Raw genomic sequence first — 17,865 nt, 5'->3', positions numbered from 1 at the left:
TGTTTTTGACTTTAGTTATTAGTTATTGGTTAATAATTATTAGGTTTTGCACCTACGAATAACTATTAACCAATAACTACTTCACTGCTTTTTCTTCTTGCCAGCTTTTAATAAGGTGTTTGCGTTTATTTTCTTGGCCGCTCCATTGATCAACATCCGGCAGGGCCTCTTTAGCTTGGTTGATGATATGATCGGCCCATTCTTCAGAAAGCCGTTCATTTAACTCGATATAATCTTCCCACTCCATCGGTACTTCATCATCCGGATAAATTGCCTCTTCGGGACATTCGGCTACGCAGGCATCACAATCAATGCATTCAATGGGATCAATCACCAAAAAGTTGGGTCCTTCCCTGAACGCATCAACGGGGCAAACCGCAGCGCAGTTGGTGTGTTTGCATTGGATGCATGGATCGGTTACAACGTATGCCATAGCTGCTAAATACTACTCGATTTTTATTGCTTCACCCAAAAGGTAGGAGTCCCTAAAATGAATATCAACTATAAAAACGGTTTTAACCTTTTTTATTGATTAATCATAAAATCATCGATATCTTAGAGACGGATTGGAAACAAATCCAATTTGAATAAAAATGATGATATGAATTCTGATCAATCCCTTTCAAATCTTACTCCTGAAGCTACTATTACAGAAATAGTTCGTTCGGATAGTGAGGCGGGTGAGCTGCTTTCTTCTATTGGGTTATCACCAGCCAATCATGAACAGGAAACGCTCCGGTCAATCTGTCAGCAGCGTAAATGGAGTGAAGTAGAAGTGCTCCGGTGGTTAAAGAAACACGGTTCGACGACAAATGGGGAAGTTTCAAATAAAAGTAGGGAGAAGCCTGATAAAGATTCTACACTGCCAGAATGGACTACATATCTGGAAGAATCATATATTAGCCCCAATCGATCGCTATTGGAAGAGATAGACGAAAACTTTCCCCGCATCCGCAAAATACACGGCAATCAGTATCCGTGGCTTAAGACGATGAAGTGGCATTATGACAAATTCCGAGAAGCCCTCGGTATGTATTATGCGTTTGAACAGGAAAAGTTTTATCCGCTAATCGAACGCCTCAAAAATAATAGTAATAACAATCTGAACCACGGGACCATCCAAAAATTAGAGAAATCGTTTAGCGTAATTGAAAGAGATCAGCCTCGTCTGCGAAATTTGATGAAGACGATTCGGGAGAAAGGGAATGAGTTCGAAAATCCCGGAAATGCGTGTTCAACACTGCGAATTCAAAATGAGAATTTTAAAATCCTGTTTTCTAAATTAGAAAAACAGTTTGAGATAGAGAAGGATCAGATTTTACCATGCGTTAAAGAACAGATAAAAGCCAAAAGCTAAATTGTATAGGTTAAAAATATAGAGCCCACATTATGTTTACCGGTTCAAAAAAAGAGATAATCGATTTAATAAAACGGAGAGGTACTCTTTCTATTGATGAGGCCGTGGAAGAAATTGATCTGGCTAAAACGACTCTGCGTGAACACTTTCTGCAGTTAGAGCGTGATGGCTATGTAGAGCGTGATTACGTACGATCGGGACCGGGTCGCCCCAGCCTGCAGTATCAGCTGACCTCAAAAGGGAATAGTTTGTTTCCTTCATCCGAGTCAAAGCTCATTCGCAATATTATCAAGTATCTTAAAACGAAAGGGAGCGAACAGTTGGTGGAAGATTTTTTTGAGGATTTCTGGGATCAGCGCCTCGAAGAAGCCCAGGATCGGATCAAGGAATCATCGGCCGAGGATCCGGAGTCCAAGATTAAGATACTGATGCAGATGCTGGAAGAGGAGGGGTTCATGCCGGAATTCGATTTTGATAAGAGTGATGAGTCGCTGACGGTAAGGGAGTGTAATTGCCCCTTTAGTGAAGTTGTGAAAGAGACCCGCCTGCCATGCAAACTCGAAGAGATGTTTTATAAGAGATTGTTTAATGAAAATGCAGAGAGAACCAGCTATATCGCTGATGGTGATTACTCATGTACCTATAATATCCCGACGGATTAAATGTATCGTCTATAGATAACGTTCATTATATAAAAGGATAAAATAGTATTAAACATAATAATTTCTCGTATTTGCAGGATCAAATGATTTTATAATCACGAATCGTAAACCACAGTATCATGATTGTACACGACTTGGCAACTTTTACTGATCAAGCTACTTATAGTAATTTATCTAACGAGGCCAGAAAACAGCTTAAAATAAGGCTTCTCGATTCGCTGGGTACGGCCATTGGCGCTATTGAAGGCCCACCGGTTAAAGCAATACGGCAGATGCTCGATGATTTTGGTGGTTCGGAACAAAGTACTTTGATTGGTGGCGGCAAAACAACGCCCGATCGCGCTGCACTCTATAACAGCGGACTCGTTCGCTACCTTGATTTTAACGACAGCTACCTGGCGAAGGGCGAAACGTGCCATCCGAGCGATAATATCGGGTCTATTTTAGCAGCCGGTGAGACTACTGATTTAAGTGGAAAAGATTTTTTGACTGCCCTCGGTGTCGCCTACCACGTGCAGTGTCGGTTGAGTGATGAAGCGCCTGTGCGCGACAAGGGATTTGACCACACCACCCAGGGCTCTTATGCGGTAGCAGCTGGAGTTTCCAAAGCACTGGGATTAGATGAAGATAAAACGGCTAATGCTATTTCGATTGCAGGTACAGCACTAAACGCCCTGCGCGTAACCCGAACCGGTGCACTTTCCAACTGGAAGGGATTGGCCTATCCACATACCGCTTTTGGAGGTACCAACGCTGCATTTCTTGCTAAATATGGCATTACTGGTCCACCCGCTGTTTTCGAAGGCAACAAAGGATTTATGGATTCCATTGCCGGAGAATTTTCCATCGATTGGTTCAACGAAGATCTGGAGCGCGTGTCCAATACCATTATTAAGAAATACAATGCCGAGATACATTCCCAGTCCTCCATTGAAGGAATGATCGAGCTGAAGGAGAAGCACGACTTTACAGCGGAAAATGTTGAGAAAATTGAGATCGACATCTTTGATGTAGCATATCACATTATAGGCGGTGGTGAAGAAGGCGATAAAACGATTGTCCGTACCAAAGAAGAGGCCGATCACAGCCTGCAATATATGGTTTCAGCAGCGCTATTAGACGGACCAGTAATGCCGGAACAGTATCAGAAGAATCGCATTGAAGCTGATGACATTCAGTCGCTGTTACAGAAAGTGAAGGTCTCACCGAAACAGGAGTACAGCGATCGCTTTCCCGATGAGATGCCGACCAAACTGACGGTGCACCTCAAGAGTGGAGAAAGACATTCCATCAAAAAGCGCGATTACGAAGGCTTTCACACGCGTCCCATGAGCTGGGACACCATCATCCAAAAATTTAAAGGGTTAGCTCAACCTTATACTTCCGAAGAATTACGTGACCAGATTATTGAGACCGTACAGGATTTTGAACAGCATTCGGTATCTGATTTGATGAACCTATTAACAAAAGTAAAATTAGAGTCTTAAGGAATATTTGAATTGTGCGGATACGGTTTCCGTATCCCAACAACAATAAATAAAAGGTGGCTGTTATGGCCGACGAAAAAACATTCGACTTCTTAAATAAAAACGAACGAGAACCTAAACCCAGAAAAACTGGCATTACCGAAATCCGCGGCCCGTATTACGCGGTTATGGGCAAACGGTATCTCAATGATATCATGGAAACGATGGGCGAACATGTAGACTCACTGAAATTTTCTGGTGGATCGTTTTCAATTATGCCCAAAGATAAGGTAACTGAACTGATTGACATTGCCCACGATCACGATGCGTTGGTATCTACCGGTGGATTCATGGAGTACGTGCTTACGCAGGGTAAAGACGCCGTCGACCAATATATCGATACCTGCAAAGATTACGGTTTCGATATTATTGAGCTCTCGGCCGGATTTATCACCCTGCCCACCGACGACTGGCTGCGTCTGATCGAGAAAGTGCAGGAGGCCGGACTTAAGGCCAAGCCCGAAATTGGTATCCAGTTTGGAGCCGGCGGCGATACAGCGCAGGGCGAATTGGAATCTGAAGGCACATTGGATACCAGCTATGCCGTAAAGCAAGCCAAAAGGTTTGTAGATGCCGGAGCCTATATGATCATGATTGAGTCGGAAGGCATCACCGAAAATGCTGACCCGTGGAGAACCGATGTCCCGGCGGCCTTTATCAACGAAATCGGCCTGGAAAAGCTGATGTTTGAAGCAGCCGATCCGGAAGTGTTCGCTTGGTATATCAAAAACTATGGTCCCGAAGTCAATATGTTTGTGGATCACAGCCAGATCGTGCAGCTGGAAACGTTGCGACGCGGTATCTGGGGCACTAAAAGTCTTTGGGGACGGGTACTGACGTATAAAGAATAAAATAGAATTATTCGAATAGACATAGGCTATCTCCAAGGTGGCTTATGTCTAAATACCAATTAGAAATTATGGACAAGCAATTTTATATAAAACGGATTTACGAGGAATGTGCCGAAGATGACGGCTATCGCGTACTGGTGGATCGGCTGTGGCCGCGGGGCGTATCCAAAAAGGAGGCCTGGCTGGACGAATGGCTCAAAGAAATTGCTCCCTCTACCGAATTGCGCAAATGGTTTGATCATGATCCTGATAAATTTGATGAATTTTCGGATCGGTATAAATCAGAGTTAACTCAGAAAGAAGAGGTGGTTGAGCACTTACTTAAAATAGCAGAAGAGCAAAAGATAACGCTCCTTTATGCTGCCAAAGATGAAGGGCATAATCACGCTCAGGTACTAAAAGAGTTTTTAGAGAACAAATGAATTTATAATGCGATTATCGTGTCACCCTGAATTTATTCAGGTTCTAAAGAATATATCTATATAATTAATGCTTATAGATGCTGAAACAAAGCCTGTCCCGATACATCGGGGTTCAGCATGACATGGTTTTCCTGAATCTATCATAAAACAAATAACTTAAATTTAACATGAAAGCAACTGATGAAGAGCTTGATGTACGCTCGTTAATCCCCATTAAACGACACGAAAAACTGCTAAAGCTCTTTAAGGAGCTGCCGGCGGGAGACAGTTTTGTTTTTATCAACGACCACGATCCCAAGCCGCTTTATTACGAATTCCGATCGATATATGGCGATGTGGTCGGCTGGGAATACCTGCAGCGTGGGGGACAAGAGTGGAAGGTACGCGTAACCCGAATTGAAGCCTCACAAGGACGCGAATTTGAGGATGTCTCTACTTTAATGGATCTCAGGAAAGCTGATCCTAAAGACTGGAAATATGCCGTATTTCACCGCTACGGGATGATGTTGAAAGGGGATACGATGGAAATAATATCCGAGAAGGATCCGGAAGAAATTCGAAAAATATTTAAGAAGAAGTTTGACGGTGAATATACGTGGAGTTATAAAAAAGATCTGCCGGGCGAATACGTGATCCATGTGACTAAAAGAGAAGAAACTGATCCAGTGCTTGAGGATGTATCGATCGTAAATTCGTTTGATGTGCGTCCGCATGCCCCTGCCAAACGTCACGATATGGTCTTTGACGCTTTTGATGAGCTAAATCCCGGCGAAGCATTTGTTTTTGTCAATGATCACGATCCCAAGCCGTTGTACTACCAGATGGAGGCTGAAAGTGATGAACCGTTTAAATGGGAATACCTGGAGACCATGCCCAAGGAGTGGAAGGTGAAAGTGATGAAACTTGAAGAGTAACATTCCCGGTATTGCACTGTTGCAATACCGGGAAACTGGAAGTATTGCATTGGTGCCATATACTTGGTAGAATAATTTTCCATAGCAGAGAAAAAGATCCATTTGAGAACAGGCTTTGATTTCTTTTAGATAATTTCAATTTTGGCATACATTTTGTGAACATATTACCCAGAACAAATAAAAGACAAAGTTGTCTTAATTCTTAATTAGCAATAAAACTAACTGCTATGAAATCAATAAAATTTACTTTTACTCTTATAATAGGATTGTTACTGACCGGGATTACGACCCTAAGCTATGCCCAAAGTGGTGAATATCAAATAGATGGCAAGACATTTGGCATGCCTGAAGCTGAAGTATTCACCGAAGATTATGACGGACCTCCCGTCGTAGGAGACCACTTGAGTATGCTTCCGAATCTTGAGCCACTCGATTACGAGGGCAACAAGACACACGAAGTTCGCATCGATATCATTGCCCAGGAAATTGAAGTGGCTGATGGCGTAAAATACGAGGCCTGGACGTTCGGTGGAACCGTTCCCGGTCCGGTACTGCACGTCAGAGAGGGCGATCGCATTACCTTTACAATGAAGAATCGTTCGGATGAACCGGTAACCATTACAGAGCCGACCAAAGAAGGTTCGCCTTTTATGCAGCAGGTGGCCCAGAATAATTATATGAAAGCTAAAGAAGCTACGATGCCCATGCCACACTCCATGGATTTCCACGCGGGAACGGTAGCTAAAGATGACAAGTGGAGAACTATTGCTCCGGGCCAATCCATCAAGTTTGATTGGGTTGCCAACTATGCTGGCTCATATATCTATCACTGTGGAACACCCAGTGTACTTATGCACACAGCTATGGGACAGCACGGTGTAGTCGTTGTTTCGCCCAAGGATGGCTATGACACAGATTATGAAGTGGACAAGGAATATGTAGTCGTACAATCCGAATATTACTTGAAAAAAGGGTCTGGAGATCTTTTCCAGTATGATTATGAGGCGGCTCAAAATCGAAATCCTTCTCACGTCGTATTTAATGGACACCAAACAATCTTGCACGATCAGCCGCTAAAAGCCAATGCCGGTGATCGTATTCGCTTACACGTATCCAATAATGGTCCAAGCGGAACGTCAAGTTTTCACGTAATTGGTGGCATCTTCGATCGAGTATGGCTCGAAGGACATCCCTTCAATGAAATGCGCGGCATGCAGACGGTACTGTTAGGTGCTTCAAGTTCAGCGACAATAGATATGATTGTTCCTGAAGAAGGAAAATACATCCTGATCGATCACGAATTCGCTGATGCAGAAAAAGGTGCGACGGGAACATTGAAAGCCGGTCCACGCGAGAAGTAAATCACAGAATAATAATTAGTAACAATTATTAAATATTGAAATGAAACTCCTGACGAACATAGCACCTGTTAAAATCACGCTGACTGTACTGGCAGTGGTGATGCTAAGCCTCCCCAACTGGGTAGGGGCACAGGTGCTGGTTCCGTCGGGATCATTTCATTCCGTAATGCCCGAAGTAAAAGGAGAACCTGTTGCAGTTAATTCTTTTTATATGGATACGACAGCTGTAACAAATAAAGAGTACAGTGAATTTTTACAAGATCATGAGGATTGGCAACCTGGAAACGTTCCGAGCATTTTTGCTTATAAGGGATATCTGAAAAGCTGGGAAAATACCAATTCTGATGAAGTTGTAAACCCGGATGAACCGGTTACAAGTGTTTCATGGTATGCGGCCAATGCGTATTGCCAATCGGTAGGTGGACGACTGCCTACCCTCAATGAATGGGAGTATTCGGCACAGCTTATGGATTTTGATTCATCCGCCGATGCACGAGAATTTGCCAATAGGTTAATGAGCTGGTACTCCACTTTTGATAGTGAAAATGTCGGAGACGTGGGATCTACCGGAATCGAAAATCGATATGGCGTTAAAGATCAGTTTGGATTGATTATGGAATGGGTTCAAGATTTTAAACCGGTCATTGCTAATGATCTTTCATTGGATTGTGGCACGGTGGGACGCATGCAAAAACTCGGCAATGCCTATAGCTATGCTGCGTCTATCCGGTATATCACACGCATGAGTTTTAGTCCCAAAAGCACCAACAGCACCGTGGGATTTCGCTGCGCTTACGATGTAGAAACGATTGAAGAAAAAGAAGCGAGTTTATAATGAAAAAAATATTCCTCATCATACTGCTTTTATTTACAGCTACGAGCTTAGTTGCTCAGCATAATCACAACCATAGTGCTGATAACACTCTTGATGTTAAAGAAATTGATTCTGAGCACTCCATATATCACCTGGATGCCAAGTGGACAGGTCATCGCGGCGGTACGGTAACACTTGATGATTTTAAGGGGCAACCGGTGATTGTAGTGATGTTTTACGGAAACTGTACTGACGTTTGTCCCATCCTGATACAGGATGCCTGGCGACTATATAGTAGCGTGGATGAATCTGTCCGCGAGGATATCAACGTGCTGGCTGTGAGTTTTGATACAGAAAACGATACGCCTGAGGTATTAAATGAGTATGCAAAGTATGAGCAGTTGGATATCCCCGGTTGGCACTTTATGACGGCCGATGATGCCGACGTACGCACGCTTGCCATGATGTTGGGGGTGCAGTATTCGAAGAAAAGTGACGGACATTTTGCGCATTCGAATTTGGTAACAGTATTAGATGAGAAAGGCAGAATTGCCCACAGGGTCGAGGGATTGAATCAGCCTATGGACGAAGTTAAGGGAACAATTGAGTTAATAATGGATAGGCTGAACAAATAATGAAATTTTCAGTACTAACATTATTAATAACTCTTGTGTTGATCACTGGCTGGGGCCGTGCAATTGCTTCTGATGTTTTCCAGACAGATACGGTGACAGTAGAAGTTAAAGGCACGGATGCAGATGCGCGATTCGACCCGGTGGTAGTGGCGGTGAATCCGGGCGATGTGATAGAATTTATCGTACGCGAGGGATTACATACGGTAACGGCGTACCATCCCACAAACCGGCGACCAAAGCGAATTCCAGATTTGGCAAAGCCTTTTGATTCGGGGCTGATGGAGCAGGGCGACCAGTGGTTTTTGAATATAAAAGAAGAAGGCGTGTACGATTATTTTTGCCTTCCCCATGAAAAGATGGGACATGTGGGACGAGTAATAGCAGGGTCTTATGATGCTGCGATAGATTATCCCGAAGAAGGGATGCCCAACGTAGTTTTACAAAAATTGAGTACTGAGACAGAACAGTTTTTAAATCAATAAATACATACCAATAAACATAAAAGAGGTTACTTACTATGAAATCACTTACAAAAATAACGCTAATATTTGCACTCATTTTTACCGGGGTCGTGTCCTCTGCTATGGCACAGCGAACCATAGAAATAGTTGGCATGGACAATATGAAGTTTGACGTAACTACTATTGAGGCTTCTCCCGGTGAAGAGATTACGATTAAGCTTACCACAAAAAGCCAAATTCCTAAACAGGCCATGGCACACAACGTTGTGGTTATAGACAAAGATGCTAATGTGGATGAGGTTGCAAATGCTTCGGCCCGAGCCCGAGATAATGATTATATTTCTCCTGAATATAAGGATGAAATTATTGCGGCCACAGGTCTTGCCGGTGGGGGGGAAACCGTAGAAATAACCTTTACCGTGCCTAAAGAAACGGGAGACTATGAGTATATCTGTACTTTTCCCGGACACTATCCAGCCGGTATGAAAGGTGTATTACAAGTTCGAGAATAACTTTTAGCTAACTATTAGTAATTCAAAGGGCATCCATTTCATTTGGATGCCCTTTTTTATTGGAATTATGTTATAGTAACTATATTAATATCCTGTTTTTGATAAACTGAAAGAAATAATTCCCCAAACCAGTGTTCTAAATAACATAGCTTTTACACTATCGAAAGCTACTTCTAAGTTTGTCCAATATAGTAGGGTGATGATTTATAACACAACAATATCCAATAGGAAAATAAATTTAGACGCTTGGGTTGCTTTGGGATGTTGTCGCCAGATTAATATTCCTATGGCTGTATAGAAAAGTCCCATTATGACATTATATGTCAGTAAGGGTACAAAGATAACATACCCGGGATCGAAGAAGCCAAAAAGCGTCATTCCACCTATCCATATTGTAATCAAGCCGAAAATGGTGGCAATGATTGCAGATGTCGTTTGGATAAATGAGTGTAACGTTTTTTTGTCCATCCGATTAAATCTTTAGTAACCTTTTATAGCGATTGATAAAAAAGGGGATGTCTATAAAGCATCCCCTCGTAATAAGAATTATCGGTTATTACAGTGATGACAATATGCCGTTCCATTTGAGTTCCACAAATAGGCTTCGTCCGGGATCATTAAGCGGCATGGTTGATCCCTGCAGGCTTCGGTTCAGATGTTCGTGGTAGGTCACATCAAACAGGTTGTTAACGCCCGCTGAGAGTTGAATGCCACTTCCCAGTTGCGAGCTTAGCTTGAAGTGTGTTAGCAGATATTCGTCTGTTGGCTGCTCGTCAAATGATTCGGCCACACGGCTTTGTTCTGCTACTCCGCGCAGATGCAATTGAGGAATTAGCTTTCGATTTAAGAAGCTGTAATCCAGTTTCAAATTCGCCTCATAAGCTGGAATTTGTGGAAGATCTTCATTCATTGTTAAATTGCGGCCGATGGTATAGGCTGTGGACAAATTATATCCCAATTTAATGTTTCCATTGTTCTGAAAGGTCAGCTCAAAGCCATAAAGGGCTGCTTGGTCTACATTCACAAACTGCTTAACACCCGGTGCTCCCATTTGTTTAGGGCTTAAATCAGACCGAACAGTCGCGCTGATATAGTTGGTAACGTAGCTGTAAAATAGCGACCCTTCTATACTGATCGCTCCGTTTGTATAGTTGACCATCGCATCTACCTGGTGATTGGTCTCAGGGTTCAGCTGTGGATTTCCGACGTATTCATAGGGATCCATCCCGATAGCCAGATAGTTGACAAAAAGCTCATCCATGCCTGGGTAACGCTCTGATCGTCCCACCCAAAAGCCGGCTGTCCAGTTGGAGTGCAGATCTTTGGTAAAGCCGGCACTGGCACTCCATCCGAGGTGTTCTTGATCAAGTTGTCCAAGTGTCTGTGCAAAATAGGTATCGGGATCGCTGGCATTAGAATAGTAGTAATCAAGGCGGGAAGAGAGTACTACATTCCATTCACTGATATTTGGCTGATATTCAACGACACCCCCAAAGCGATTGCGCTTACCGCCCTGCCAGACGTTATCAGTGACGGTCTGTCCGGCCATCGAACCCATGTTGAAATCCCGAGTGCGGAAGCCCTCCATATAGCGAAGTGTTGCATCGGTGCCGAGGGTCCAGTTGCCGGATGCCGCCGGAAGCACATAGGAAAGATCATAACCATAAGTTTCGGTAGAGAGATCGGTTACTGCTTCGGTCATGTTGGACATCTCCCGATCCAAATTATCCATTATATGCGCTACGTAAGAACCAAAAAATGAGCTCTCAAAACGTCCATTGCCAAGATTAGTATTGGTGTAAGTAAGCGTAGCATTGGTGATGTTATCTTCACGCATATCCATCATCAGCGCGGGATATTGGACATCCCGGGCAAAATTCTGGCTCAGCTTCGCCTTGATGGAATTTGCATCATTTAACTGAACCGAGGTTTCAACCGTATATTCGGCATTCGACATCCCGGCGTTGATGCTGTTTCCGGAACCATCCTCATAATTTTCGGTGGATGCAAAAGCCCCGTAGAGATTGGTCGTCCAGCGTCCGCCTTCTTTTTTGATGCCGCCGGCATAGCGTTGGCGGTCGATGTTGCTTTCATAGCCTACCGTAAAATAGCTTGAAAGAACGGGGTCGCTATAGTAATCCGGCTGCTGGGATTTAAAGTTAATGACTCCGCCAAACGAAGGACCGTGTTTGAGGGCATAGGGTCCTTTTAAGATTTCAACCTCTTCGATATGCTCCATCTGAACATGTGAGGTGGGCGGGTCCATACGGTTAGGACAGGCGCCTTGTGATTGCAGAACGCCGTCCATCTCGACCATCAGCTGATTCTTTTGAAAGCCGCGCAATACCGGATCGACGCCGAATCCGCCGCCCTTACGTATACCAGAAATATTGGGTGAATCTTTGAGAAATTGCCCCGCATCATGCGAGATATTGACGGTCGAAATCGCATCCATAAACTGGTCGGGCTGATTGGATGTTTTTCGAGAAAGTACAGTGATCGGGCTCATAGCCTCCGTTGACTTGCGCAAATAGATCGATATTGTCTCATCAGTAATATCACTTGCGGTGAGTTGAACAGTTCTACTTTTATAGCCTATATACGTAATGCGAAGCGTGAATTTATTGGCATCAGCGGTAAAGCTAAATGTACCGTTGGCATCGGTGATAGTAGTAAGATCACCTTCGGTCCAATGTATGTGTGCTCCGACCAGTGGTTTGTTGTTTGATTGATCTACTATTTTACCGGAAATAGTTTCCTGGGCCCAAGCAGCATTCGGAAGGGCAAAAAGGAGTAATAATCCTATTGTTAGAGAAAATATTTTTTGTAAACGCATAATTCTGTCATAGTCTTATTTATCTGCATAAAGACGTTCAGCTATAGTTATGCTGTAACTATATTATTATGCAGATTGATTATTGTAATTGATAAAAAAATAAGCAGATTATGCGCGTAGGCGGGGCGGATGAAAAATATCATCCGTAAAGATAAACAAAGAGTGCTGTTTTAGTCTTAAAAAGACCGTTTTTGGAGAAAAGGTAATACTGTCAAAAACCGAAACCAATGGAGCTTTGATTTGAAATGGGGCATTCGTGCCAACGGGTTCATTCCCGTGATGATCACAGCCGCATATCTTGGTGGCGTTAGAATTTTCATCTGATGCAGTGTGATTGCAACTGCAGACTTTTTCTCCATCGACGGCACAGGAAGAGTCGCAATCTCCATTCATGTTACAAGCCATGACTTCTCCGTCGTGATGAGCGTTCATTTGCTGCATGACGATTGGAGATAGCCCTTGTAATACTGATGCTCCCAGGAAAATGAAGAGCACCACAGACGATATGTGTTTTAGCCTATTTAACACGTAATTATATTAAAAGAGTAAATTGTCTTAAATGTATGAATTTGCTCTAATAATAGAAAGTTTAATAATAGTTTACTCAATTCCTGCCCAGATGATTTGCTCTGGGTAGGCTAAATATAATAAATTAGTGGTGGCTGTTGGGTCGCCTCTTCATCTTGATGCAGGTGTATAACACTGCTGCTTTGATTTTTTGAATGAAAAATTTTTCCTCCCTGATAAGCGGTGTACAGCAGTGCTCCCAGTGAGACCAATGCCGAGATGGTAAGAATTCCAAAGAGGGTGTTTTGCCAGCGAATATTGTAGGAGAGGGCAAAAAATCCCACGGCACTTATCACGCCAGTTAGAATAGTGAACCAGAAGGCAATTTCAGCAGCTTCTTCGTGATCGTGAATCACATCATGAGAAGCCACATTTAGCTCTTCAACAATATCTTCGGCGGCTTCGCCGGTTTCCATGGCTGCATAGCTGCTCACAGCCCCGATCAGAAAGAAGGTAAGGGCAATTTGCAGTATAGAAGTATTTTTCTTGATCAATCCCCACACTAAGATCAGCAGGCCAAAACCAACACTGAAAATGGGAATATGATTGACGACGAGATGTAAATAATCAGCTTCCATAATAACTCCGTTTTAAGTTTAGAAGGATTCCTCCTCCGATACCAGTTCTTTTCCTTTTTCCATCCAGTGATAGATGGTGGGTAATACCAGCAGTGTTAGCAGTGTTGCTGTAACAAGTCCGCCTACGACTACTGAGGCCAATGGACGTTGTACTTCCGAACCGGGTCCGGTGTTAAAGGCCATCGGGATAAATCCGAGGCTGGCTACCAGGGCGGTCATAAGTACGGGACGTAAACGGTCGCTGGCTCCTTGGATGACGGCTGTCTTGAGGTCTTGTCCTTCTCTCCTCAGATCATTTAAATGAGAGACTAGAACAATACCGTTGAGTACGGCCACCCCGAAAAGGGCCACAAAACCGATGCTGGCTGATACAGAGAGGTAGAGTCCTCTTATCCAGAGCATGAAAATACCTCCGGACAAGGCCATTGGCAGGTTAAGAAATATCAACAGGGTAAATCTGAACTTGCCAAACATCATATAAAGCAACCCAATAATAATCAGTAACGAAATGGGTACCACGATGTAGAGGTGATTCATGGCTCGCTGTTGGTTTTCAAACGTTCCACCGTACTGCAGAAAGTATCCGGCCGGGATATCAATATTTTCATTGATGGCCTCTCTTAAATTGGATACGTAGGTACCGATATCAATATCTTTGATATTTATACCCAGTATGGCACGCCGCCATCCGTTTTCTCGAGAAATTTGCCGGGGCCCTTCCTCAGCATTAATATTGGCAACTTCTTTAAGCGGAATATATCCACCGTTGGGTAGCTGTATGGGAACATCCATAATGTCCTGAAAATCCTTTCTCAGGTTTTCAGGAAGACGCACCCTGATATCAAAGCGGCGCTGGCCTTCAAAAATCTGCCCGGCTGTACTCCCGCCTATACCTGTTTCAATCACACTTTGAACTTCATTTACATTGAGCCCATAGGTGGCTACTGCTTCACGATCAATTTGAATATTGTAATAGGGTTGTCCGCTACTCTGCTCCATGATAAAGTTATCGGTCCCCTTAAGGTCACTGAGTAGTCCTGATATTTTTTGTCCCACGGCATTGAGGGTATCAAGCTTTTCACCGAATATTTTCACCGCAATATCAGATTTGACCCCACTCGTTAACTCATCCACACGCATGGCGATAGGTTGGGTAAAGTTGTAGGATAGACCTGGCTCCGTTTCCAGGTAGGGGCGAATACTTTCGATAATATCTTGTTTACTGATTCCATCACGCCACTGATCTCGAGGATGGAGCATTACCCACACATCCGTCTGGTGAATGCCCATCCAATCATTGGCAAGATCTGAGCGTCCTGTTTTAGGTACAACCGTTTTGACTTCAGGGATGTTCTTTTTGATTTTGCCGGCCAGCCAATTGGCATTTTCTATTGATTCATCCAGCGTTACCGACGGCATGCGGATTTGTTCAATGAGTATGGATCCCTCATCTAACTCCGGTAAAAACTGGGTGCCAAGGAAGGGCATTATTGCAATGGAAATACCAAATATTGCTACAGCAGAACCCACAATGATGCCCTTTTTATTCAGACTTTGCTTGAGGAAATTTTCATAGCGAGGCTTTAGCCAGTTAATGACATAGTTTTTACGCGTTTTCACTCCATTACGAAACACAAGAGCTGATATAGCAGGCACATAAACCAAGGCTAAAATAAGCGATCCCAGAACCGCAGCTCCCACGGTGATAGCCATGGGTCGAAATAGAATACCTTCCATTCCCGAAAAAGTCATTACGGGGACATATACCATCAGGATAATTAACACCCCAAAGAAAATAGGACGGGCTACTTCATGAGCGGCCTCCCGAATGATCTTCAGTTTTGATTTTTCCGTTTTATCGCTGTTCAGTTTCTCTACAATATTCTCCACCATCACTACCGATCCATCGACGACCATACCAAAGTCAATGGCTCCCAAACTCATAAGGTTTGCGGCAAGTCCCAGCTGATCCATTCCAATAAATGCAAAGAGCATAGACAACGGTATTACCGCTGCAACGATGAGGGCACCGGTAATTTCACCGAGTAAGAGTAGCAACACGGCAATCACAAAGAACCCACCCTCTACCAGGTTGGTAATAATGGTGTCGGTCGTACGGTCAACGAGATCAGATTGATCATAAAATTTTTCAATTGTTACCCCCTCGGGTAAACTTTTATTGACCTCGTCAATTTTTTGGTCCATATCCTGGATTACTTTGCGGCCATTTCCTCCGCGAAGCATCATTACAATACCGGTGACGATCTCTCCCTGTCCATCGCGGGTTACCGCGCCTTGCCGCAATTGTTTGCCGATATTTACATCTGCAATGTCTTTAACATAGATGGGACGATCTTCCGATCGTTTAACAATGATGTTCTCGATATTATCGGCATTGGAAATTTGCCCAAAACCCCGGATAATATACTGTTCCCGGTTGTGTTCAAGAAAATTACCTCCGGATACGCTGTTATTGTTTTTAATAGCGTCGGTAACATCCTTTAGGCCAATGCCAAAGTTCCTTAGCTTATCAGGATCTACTGATACATCATACTGCTTTACAAAGCCTCCGAACGAGTTGATTTCGGTTACTCCATCAACCGTTTTTAATTGAGGGGCAATCAGCCAATCCTGAATAGTGCGGAGTTCGGTAAGAGTATGGTTTTTGCCTTTTACCTCATACTGAACAATTTCGCCCATAGCGGTAGATATAGGGCCCAAATTGGGGGTGGATACACCTTCAGGTAGTTCGCCCGCAATACTTTGGACACGCTGGCTTACCTGTTGGCGGGCAAAATAGATGTCGGTACCCTCTTCAAACAATATGGTTACTGCTGACAAGCCAAACTGTGAAATAGAGCGAACTTCTTTAACATTTGGAAGCCCGTTCATTGACGTCTCTATGGGATAGCTCACCAACCGTTCTACATCATAGGGTGAGTATTGACCGGCTTTAGTAATGACCAGTACTTGAACCGGAGTAACATCAGGTTGAGAATTTATTGGGATATTTGATAATGAAAACACACCCCCAACAGCCATCAGCAAGACCAGGGCAAGGGCTACAAATTTCTGTTTTAAACTAAAATCGATAACTCTGTTTAACATAGTAGGCGAAACTGTAGGTTAGTCGGCAAATTGTTCGAAACGTTCTAATGCTTTAAGGCTGAAAACCTGGCTCACTGCGATCTTTTCTCCCGGTTTTAGTCCTGAACCTATGACGGCACGATCATTAGTCATACGTTCAACCTCGACGATCCTCTTTACATATTCTCGCGGAGAACGCTGTACAAAAACAGCAGCATCTTGTTGTTCAAATTGAATAGCAGAAAGGGGAATCGTAAAACTTGAATCTGAGGGTTGTGCGGCGTAATTCATCCGTACACTCTGACCCACGATAGGCCAGTTGTTCTGAGTCGGTACAATGCTGTTAAGCACGATGGATTTGTTTGCTTCGTCCAGAGCCGGATTGACCGAGCTAACCGTCGATTCAATTCTCTTTTTTTGAGGCGTACTGCCTTCTGTTTTTTCGGTAATTACAACGGGGGTACCCTCACGCACAAAGGGGGCGTCTGCTGCTGAAACAAAGCCTTTAACAAGAACTTCGGTATTATCAATGATATCCAAGAGTTTGTCATAGGAGTTGACGGATTCTCCAAGATCTATCAGATGCTGATTTAATACGCCTGAAATGGGGGCATGAATCGTGAGTTCAGATTTTGGGTCCGAGGTAAAAGGATCCCAATTTTGAACCTCATTGTTTGTAATACCCACAGCACGAAGCCGAGCTAAAGAAGCGCTCTGTTTCGTCATTGCTCTTCGGAGGTCGGCTTGTGATCGTTGAAGGGTGCGTTCCGGGCTAATCTTTTCTTCCGTTAACACTTTCAGGCGTTCTACCTGTTGTTCTTGATAGGTGACTTCAGCGGTTGCTTCCAAATAATCACCAACCAAGTTGGCAAATTCCAGACTTTCCAACGTTAGTAGGGGATCTCCCTTTTGCACCCGGTCTCCCTCGTGGACATAAATTTTAGATACCCTTCCGTTAATAGGGGAGCTAACCACAGAAATGCGTTCCGGGGCCGCAAAAACTTGTCCTGGCGCATTAATTGAGAAATTAATCTGATCTTTTTCTACGGCATACACTTTAATATTGAGGTCTTCAACTTGTTGCTCGGTGAGCCGCACCACCTGCTCCTGGGTTTCTTTATCCGAAAGGGAAGGCGGGGTTCCCGGATCAGTAGTAGTCCCTTCCGGACTGGTATCTGAGCTGCAACTTCCAAGAAAAAGAAGAGACAACAGAATCAATCCCGCAGATTTAATGGATGAATTTATTTTTTGTGATGACAAAACGTTCATAATAGATGCTGGA

The 17,865-nt window shown here is 43.6% G+C and carries 18 protein-coding genes; 11 read left to right on the top strand and 7 right to left on the bottom strand.

Features of this window, described 5'->3' with window-relative positions:
• Positions 1-76: 76 nt before the first annotated feature.
• On the bottom strand, positions 77-433 hold the full coding sequence (locus CK503_RS12570; RefSeq protein WP_095607180.1) for a ferredoxin family protein: 357 nt from the start codon (positions 431-433) through the stop codon (positions 77-79).
• 168 nt (positions 434-601) lie between these two features.
• Between CK503_RS12570 and CK503_RS12565 the strand changes: the two genes are divergently transcribed.
• The 11 genes from CK503_RS12565 (at position 602) to CK503_RS12515 (ending at position 9,515) form a co-directional block, all read left to right on the top strand.
• Complete coding sequence (locus CK503_RS12565) at positions 602-1,357, top strand: hypothetical protein (RefSeq protein WP_141239931.1); 756 nt, start codon at positions 602-604, stop codon at positions 1,355-1,357.
• Between the two features lie 32 nt (positions 1,358-1,389).
• Positions 1,390-2,019: a helix-turn-helix transcriptional regulator gene (locus CK503_RS12560; protein ID WP_095607178.1), complete on the top strand. Its 630-nt coding sequence runs from the start codon at positions 1,390-1,392 to the stop codon at positions 2,017-2,019.
• 119 nt (positions 2,020-2,138) lie between these two features.
• A complete protein-coding gene (locus CK503_RS12555; RefSeq protein ID WP_095607177.1) occupies positions 2,139-3,506 on the top strand; it encodes an MmgE/PrpD family protein in 1,368 nt (455 codons plus the stop codon).
• A gap of 65 nt (positions 3,507-3,571) precedes the next feature.
• Complete coding sequence (locus CK503_RS12550; RefSeq protein ID WP_095607176.1) at positions 3,572-4,396, top strand: phosphosulfolactate synthase; 825 nt, start codon at positions 3,572-3,574, stop codon at positions 4,394-4,396.
• Positions 4,397-4,464: 68 nt separating this feature from the next.
• A complete protein-coding gene (locus tag CK503_RS12545; protein WP_095607257.1) occupies positions 4,465-4,818 on the top strand; it encodes a DUF488 domain-containing protein in 354 nt (117 codons plus the stop codon).
• Between the two features lie 167 nt (positions 4,819-4,985).
• A complete protein-coding gene (locus CK503_RS12540) occupies positions 4,986-5,732 on the top strand; it encodes a DUF2249 domain-containing protein (protein ID WP_095607175.1) in 747 nt (248 codons plus the stop codon).
• Positions 5,733-5,959: 227 nt separating this feature from the next.
• Positions 5,960-7,093, top strand: a complete 1,134-nt coding sequence (locus CK503_RS12535) for a multicopper oxidase domain-containing protein (RefSeq protein ID WP_095607174.1) — start codon at positions 5,960-5,962, stop codon at positions 7,091-7,093.
• A gap of 40 nt (positions 7,094-7,133) precedes the next feature.
• Positions 7,134-7,928: a formylglycine-generating enzyme family protein gene (locus CK503_RS12530; protein WP_095607173.1), complete on the top strand. Its 795-nt coding sequence runs from the start codon at positions 7,134-7,136 to the stop codon at positions 7,926-7,928.
• Positions 7,928-8,542, top strand: a complete 615-nt coding sequence (locus CK503_RS12525) for an SCO family protein (protein ID WP_095607172.1) — start codon at positions 7,928-7,930, stop codon at positions 8,540-8,542. The genes CK503_RS12530 and CK503_RS12525 overlap by 1 nt, the downstream gene beginning before the upstream one ends.
• A complete protein-coding gene (locus tag CK503_RS12520) occupies positions 8,542-9,024 on the top strand; it encodes a cupredoxin domain-containing protein (protein ID WP_095607171.1) in 483 nt (160 codons plus the stop codon). Before CK503_RS12525 ends, CK503_RS12520 begins: the two co-directional genes overlap by 1 nt.
• 35 nt (positions 9,025-9,059) lie before the next feature.
• The gene (locus CK503_RS12515) at positions 9,060-9,515 is read left to right on the top strand and encodes a plastocyanin/azurin family copper-binding protein (RefSeq protein WP_095607170.1); all 456 of its coding nucleotides are present in this window, start codon (positions 9,060-9,062) and stop codon (positions 9,513-9,515) included.
• Between the two features lie 204 nt (positions 9,516-9,719).
• Here CK503_RS12515 and CK503_RS12510 read toward each other — a convergent pair whose 3' ends face one another.
• The 6 genes from CK503_RS12510 to CK503_RS12485 all read right to left on the bottom strand — a co-directional run bounded on the left by CK503_RS12510 (position 9,720) and on the right by CK503_RS12485 (position 17,852).
• Positions 9,720-9,983 carry a hypothetical protein gene (locus CK503_RS12510; RefSeq protein WP_095607169.1) on the bottom strand — a complete coding sequence of 88 codons (264 nt, stop codon included), beginning with the start codon at positions 9,981-9,983 and terminating at the stop codon, positions 9,720-9,722.
• Between the two features lie 88 nt (positions 9,984-10,071).
• Positions 10,072-12,351, bottom strand: a complete 2,280-nt coding sequence (locus CK503_RS12505; RefSeq protein WP_095607168.1) for a TonB-dependent receptor — start codon at positions 12,349-12,351, stop codon at positions 10,072-10,074.
• A gap of 108 nt (positions 12,352-12,459) precedes the next feature.
• Entirely contained in the window at positions 12,460-12,783 is a 324-nt protein-coding gene (locus CK503_RS12500; RefSeq protein WP_141239930.1) for a hypothetical protein, read from the bottom strand.
• Positions 12,784-12,989: 206 nt separating this feature from the next.
• Positions 12,990-13,496 (bottom strand): hypothetical protein, encoded by a 507-nt coding sequence (locus CK503_RS12495; protein WP_095607166.1) that lies wholly within the window; start codon positions 13,494-13,496, stop codon positions 12,990-12,992.
• An 18-nt stretch (positions 13,497-13,514) separates the two neighbouring features.
• Entirely contained in the window at positions 13,515-16,604 is a 3,090-nt protein-coding gene (locus CK503_RS12490; protein ID WP_095607165.1) for an efflux RND transporter permease subunit, read from the bottom strand.
• A gap of 18 nt (positions 16,605-16,622) precedes the next feature.
• Positions 16,623-17,852, bottom strand: a complete 1,230-nt coding sequence (locus CK503_RS12485; RefSeq protein WP_095607164.1) for an efflux RND transporter periplasmic adaptor subunit — start codon at positions 17,850-17,852, stop codon at positions 16,623-16,625.
• Positions 17,853-17,865: the final 13 nt, after the last annotated feature.

Origin of the sequence: Fodinibius salipaludis (genome assembly GCF_002287075.1) — a bacterium.
In the GTDB taxonomy this organism is placed as follows: domain Bacteria; phylum Bacteroidota; class Rhodothermia; order Balneolales; family Balneolaceae; genus Fodinibius; species Fodinibius salipaludis.
This window is presented reverse-complemented; position numbering and strand designations above follow the sequence as displayed.

What these genes read in the sequence shown, in the direction of transcription:
- CK503_RS12490 (WP_095607165.1), bottom strand. Translation starts at nt 16,604, where the DNA reads ATGTTAAACAGAGTTATCGATTTTAGTTTAAAACAGAAATTTGTAGCC.
- CK503_RS12555 (WP_095607177.1), top strand. Translation starts at nt 2,139, where the DNA reads ATGATTGTACACGACTTGGCAACTTTTACTGATCAAGCTACTTATAGT.
- CK503_RS12570 (WP_095607180.1), bottom strand. Translation starts at nt 433, where the DNA reads ATGGCATACGTTGTAACCGATCCATGCATCCAATGCAAACACACCAAC.
- CK503_RS12525 (WP_095607172.1), top strand. Translation starts at nt 7,928, where the DNA reads ATGAAAAAAATATTCCTCATCATACTGCTTTTATTTACAGCTACGAGC.
- CK503_RS12500 (WP_141239930.1), bottom strand. Translation starts at nt 12,783, where the DNA reads ATGAACGCTCATCACGACGGAGAAGTCATGGCTTGTAACATGAATGGA.
- CK503_RS12550 (WP_095607176.1), top strand. Translation starts at nt 3,572, where the DNA reads ATGGCCGACGAAAAAACATTCGACTTCTTAAATAAAAACGAACGAGAA.
- CK503_RS12530 (WP_095607173.1), top strand. Translation starts at nt 7,134, where the DNA reads ATGAAACTCCTGACGAACATAGCACCTGTTAAAATCACGCTGACTGTA.
- CK503_RS12495 (WP_095607166.1), bottom strand. Translation starts at nt 13,496, where the DNA reads ATGGAAGCTGATTATTTACATCTCGTCGTCAATCATATTCCCATTTTC.
- CK503_RS12535 (WP_095607174.1), top strand. Translation starts at nt 5,960, where the DNA reads ATGAAATCAATAAAATTTACTTTTACTCTTATAATAGGATTGTTACTG.
- CK503_RS12505 (WP_095607168.1), bottom strand. Translation starts at nt 12,351, where the DNA reads ATGCGTTTACAAAAAATATTTTCTCTAACAATAGGATTATTACTCCTT.
- CK503_RS12565 (WP_141239931.1), top strand. Translation starts at nt 602, where the DNA reads ATGAATTCTGATCAATCCCTTTCAAATCTTACTCCTGAAGCTACTATT.
- CK503_RS12510 (WP_095607169.1), bottom strand. Translation starts at nt 9,983, where the DNA reads ATGGACAAAAAAACGTTACACTCATTTATCCAAACGACATCTGCAATC.
- CK503_RS12520 (WP_095607171.1), top strand. Translation starts at nt 8,542, where the DNA reads ATGAAATTTTCAGTACTAACATTATTAATAACTCTTGTGTTGATCACT.
- CK503_RS12545 (WP_095607257.1), top strand. Translation starts at nt 4,465, where the DNA reads ATGGACAAGCAATTTTATATAAAACGGATTTACGAGGAATGTGCCGAA.
- CK503_RS12540 (WP_095607175.1), top strand. Translation starts at nt 4,986, where the DNA reads ATGAAAGCAACTGATGAAGAGCTTGATGTACGCTCGTTAATCCCCATT.
- CK503_RS12485 (WP_095607164.1), bottom strand. Translation starts at nt 17,852, where the DNA reads ATGAACGTTTTGTCATCACAAAAAATAAATTCATCCATTAAATCTGCG.
- CK503_RS12515 (WP_095607170.1), top strand. Translation starts at nt 9,060, where the DNA reads ATGAAATCACTTACAAAAATAACGCTAATATTTGCACTCATTTTTACC.
- CK503_RS12560 (WP_095607178.1), top strand. Translation starts at nt 1,390, where the DNA reads ATGTTTACCGGTTCAAAAAAAGAGATAATCGATTTAATAAAACGGAGA.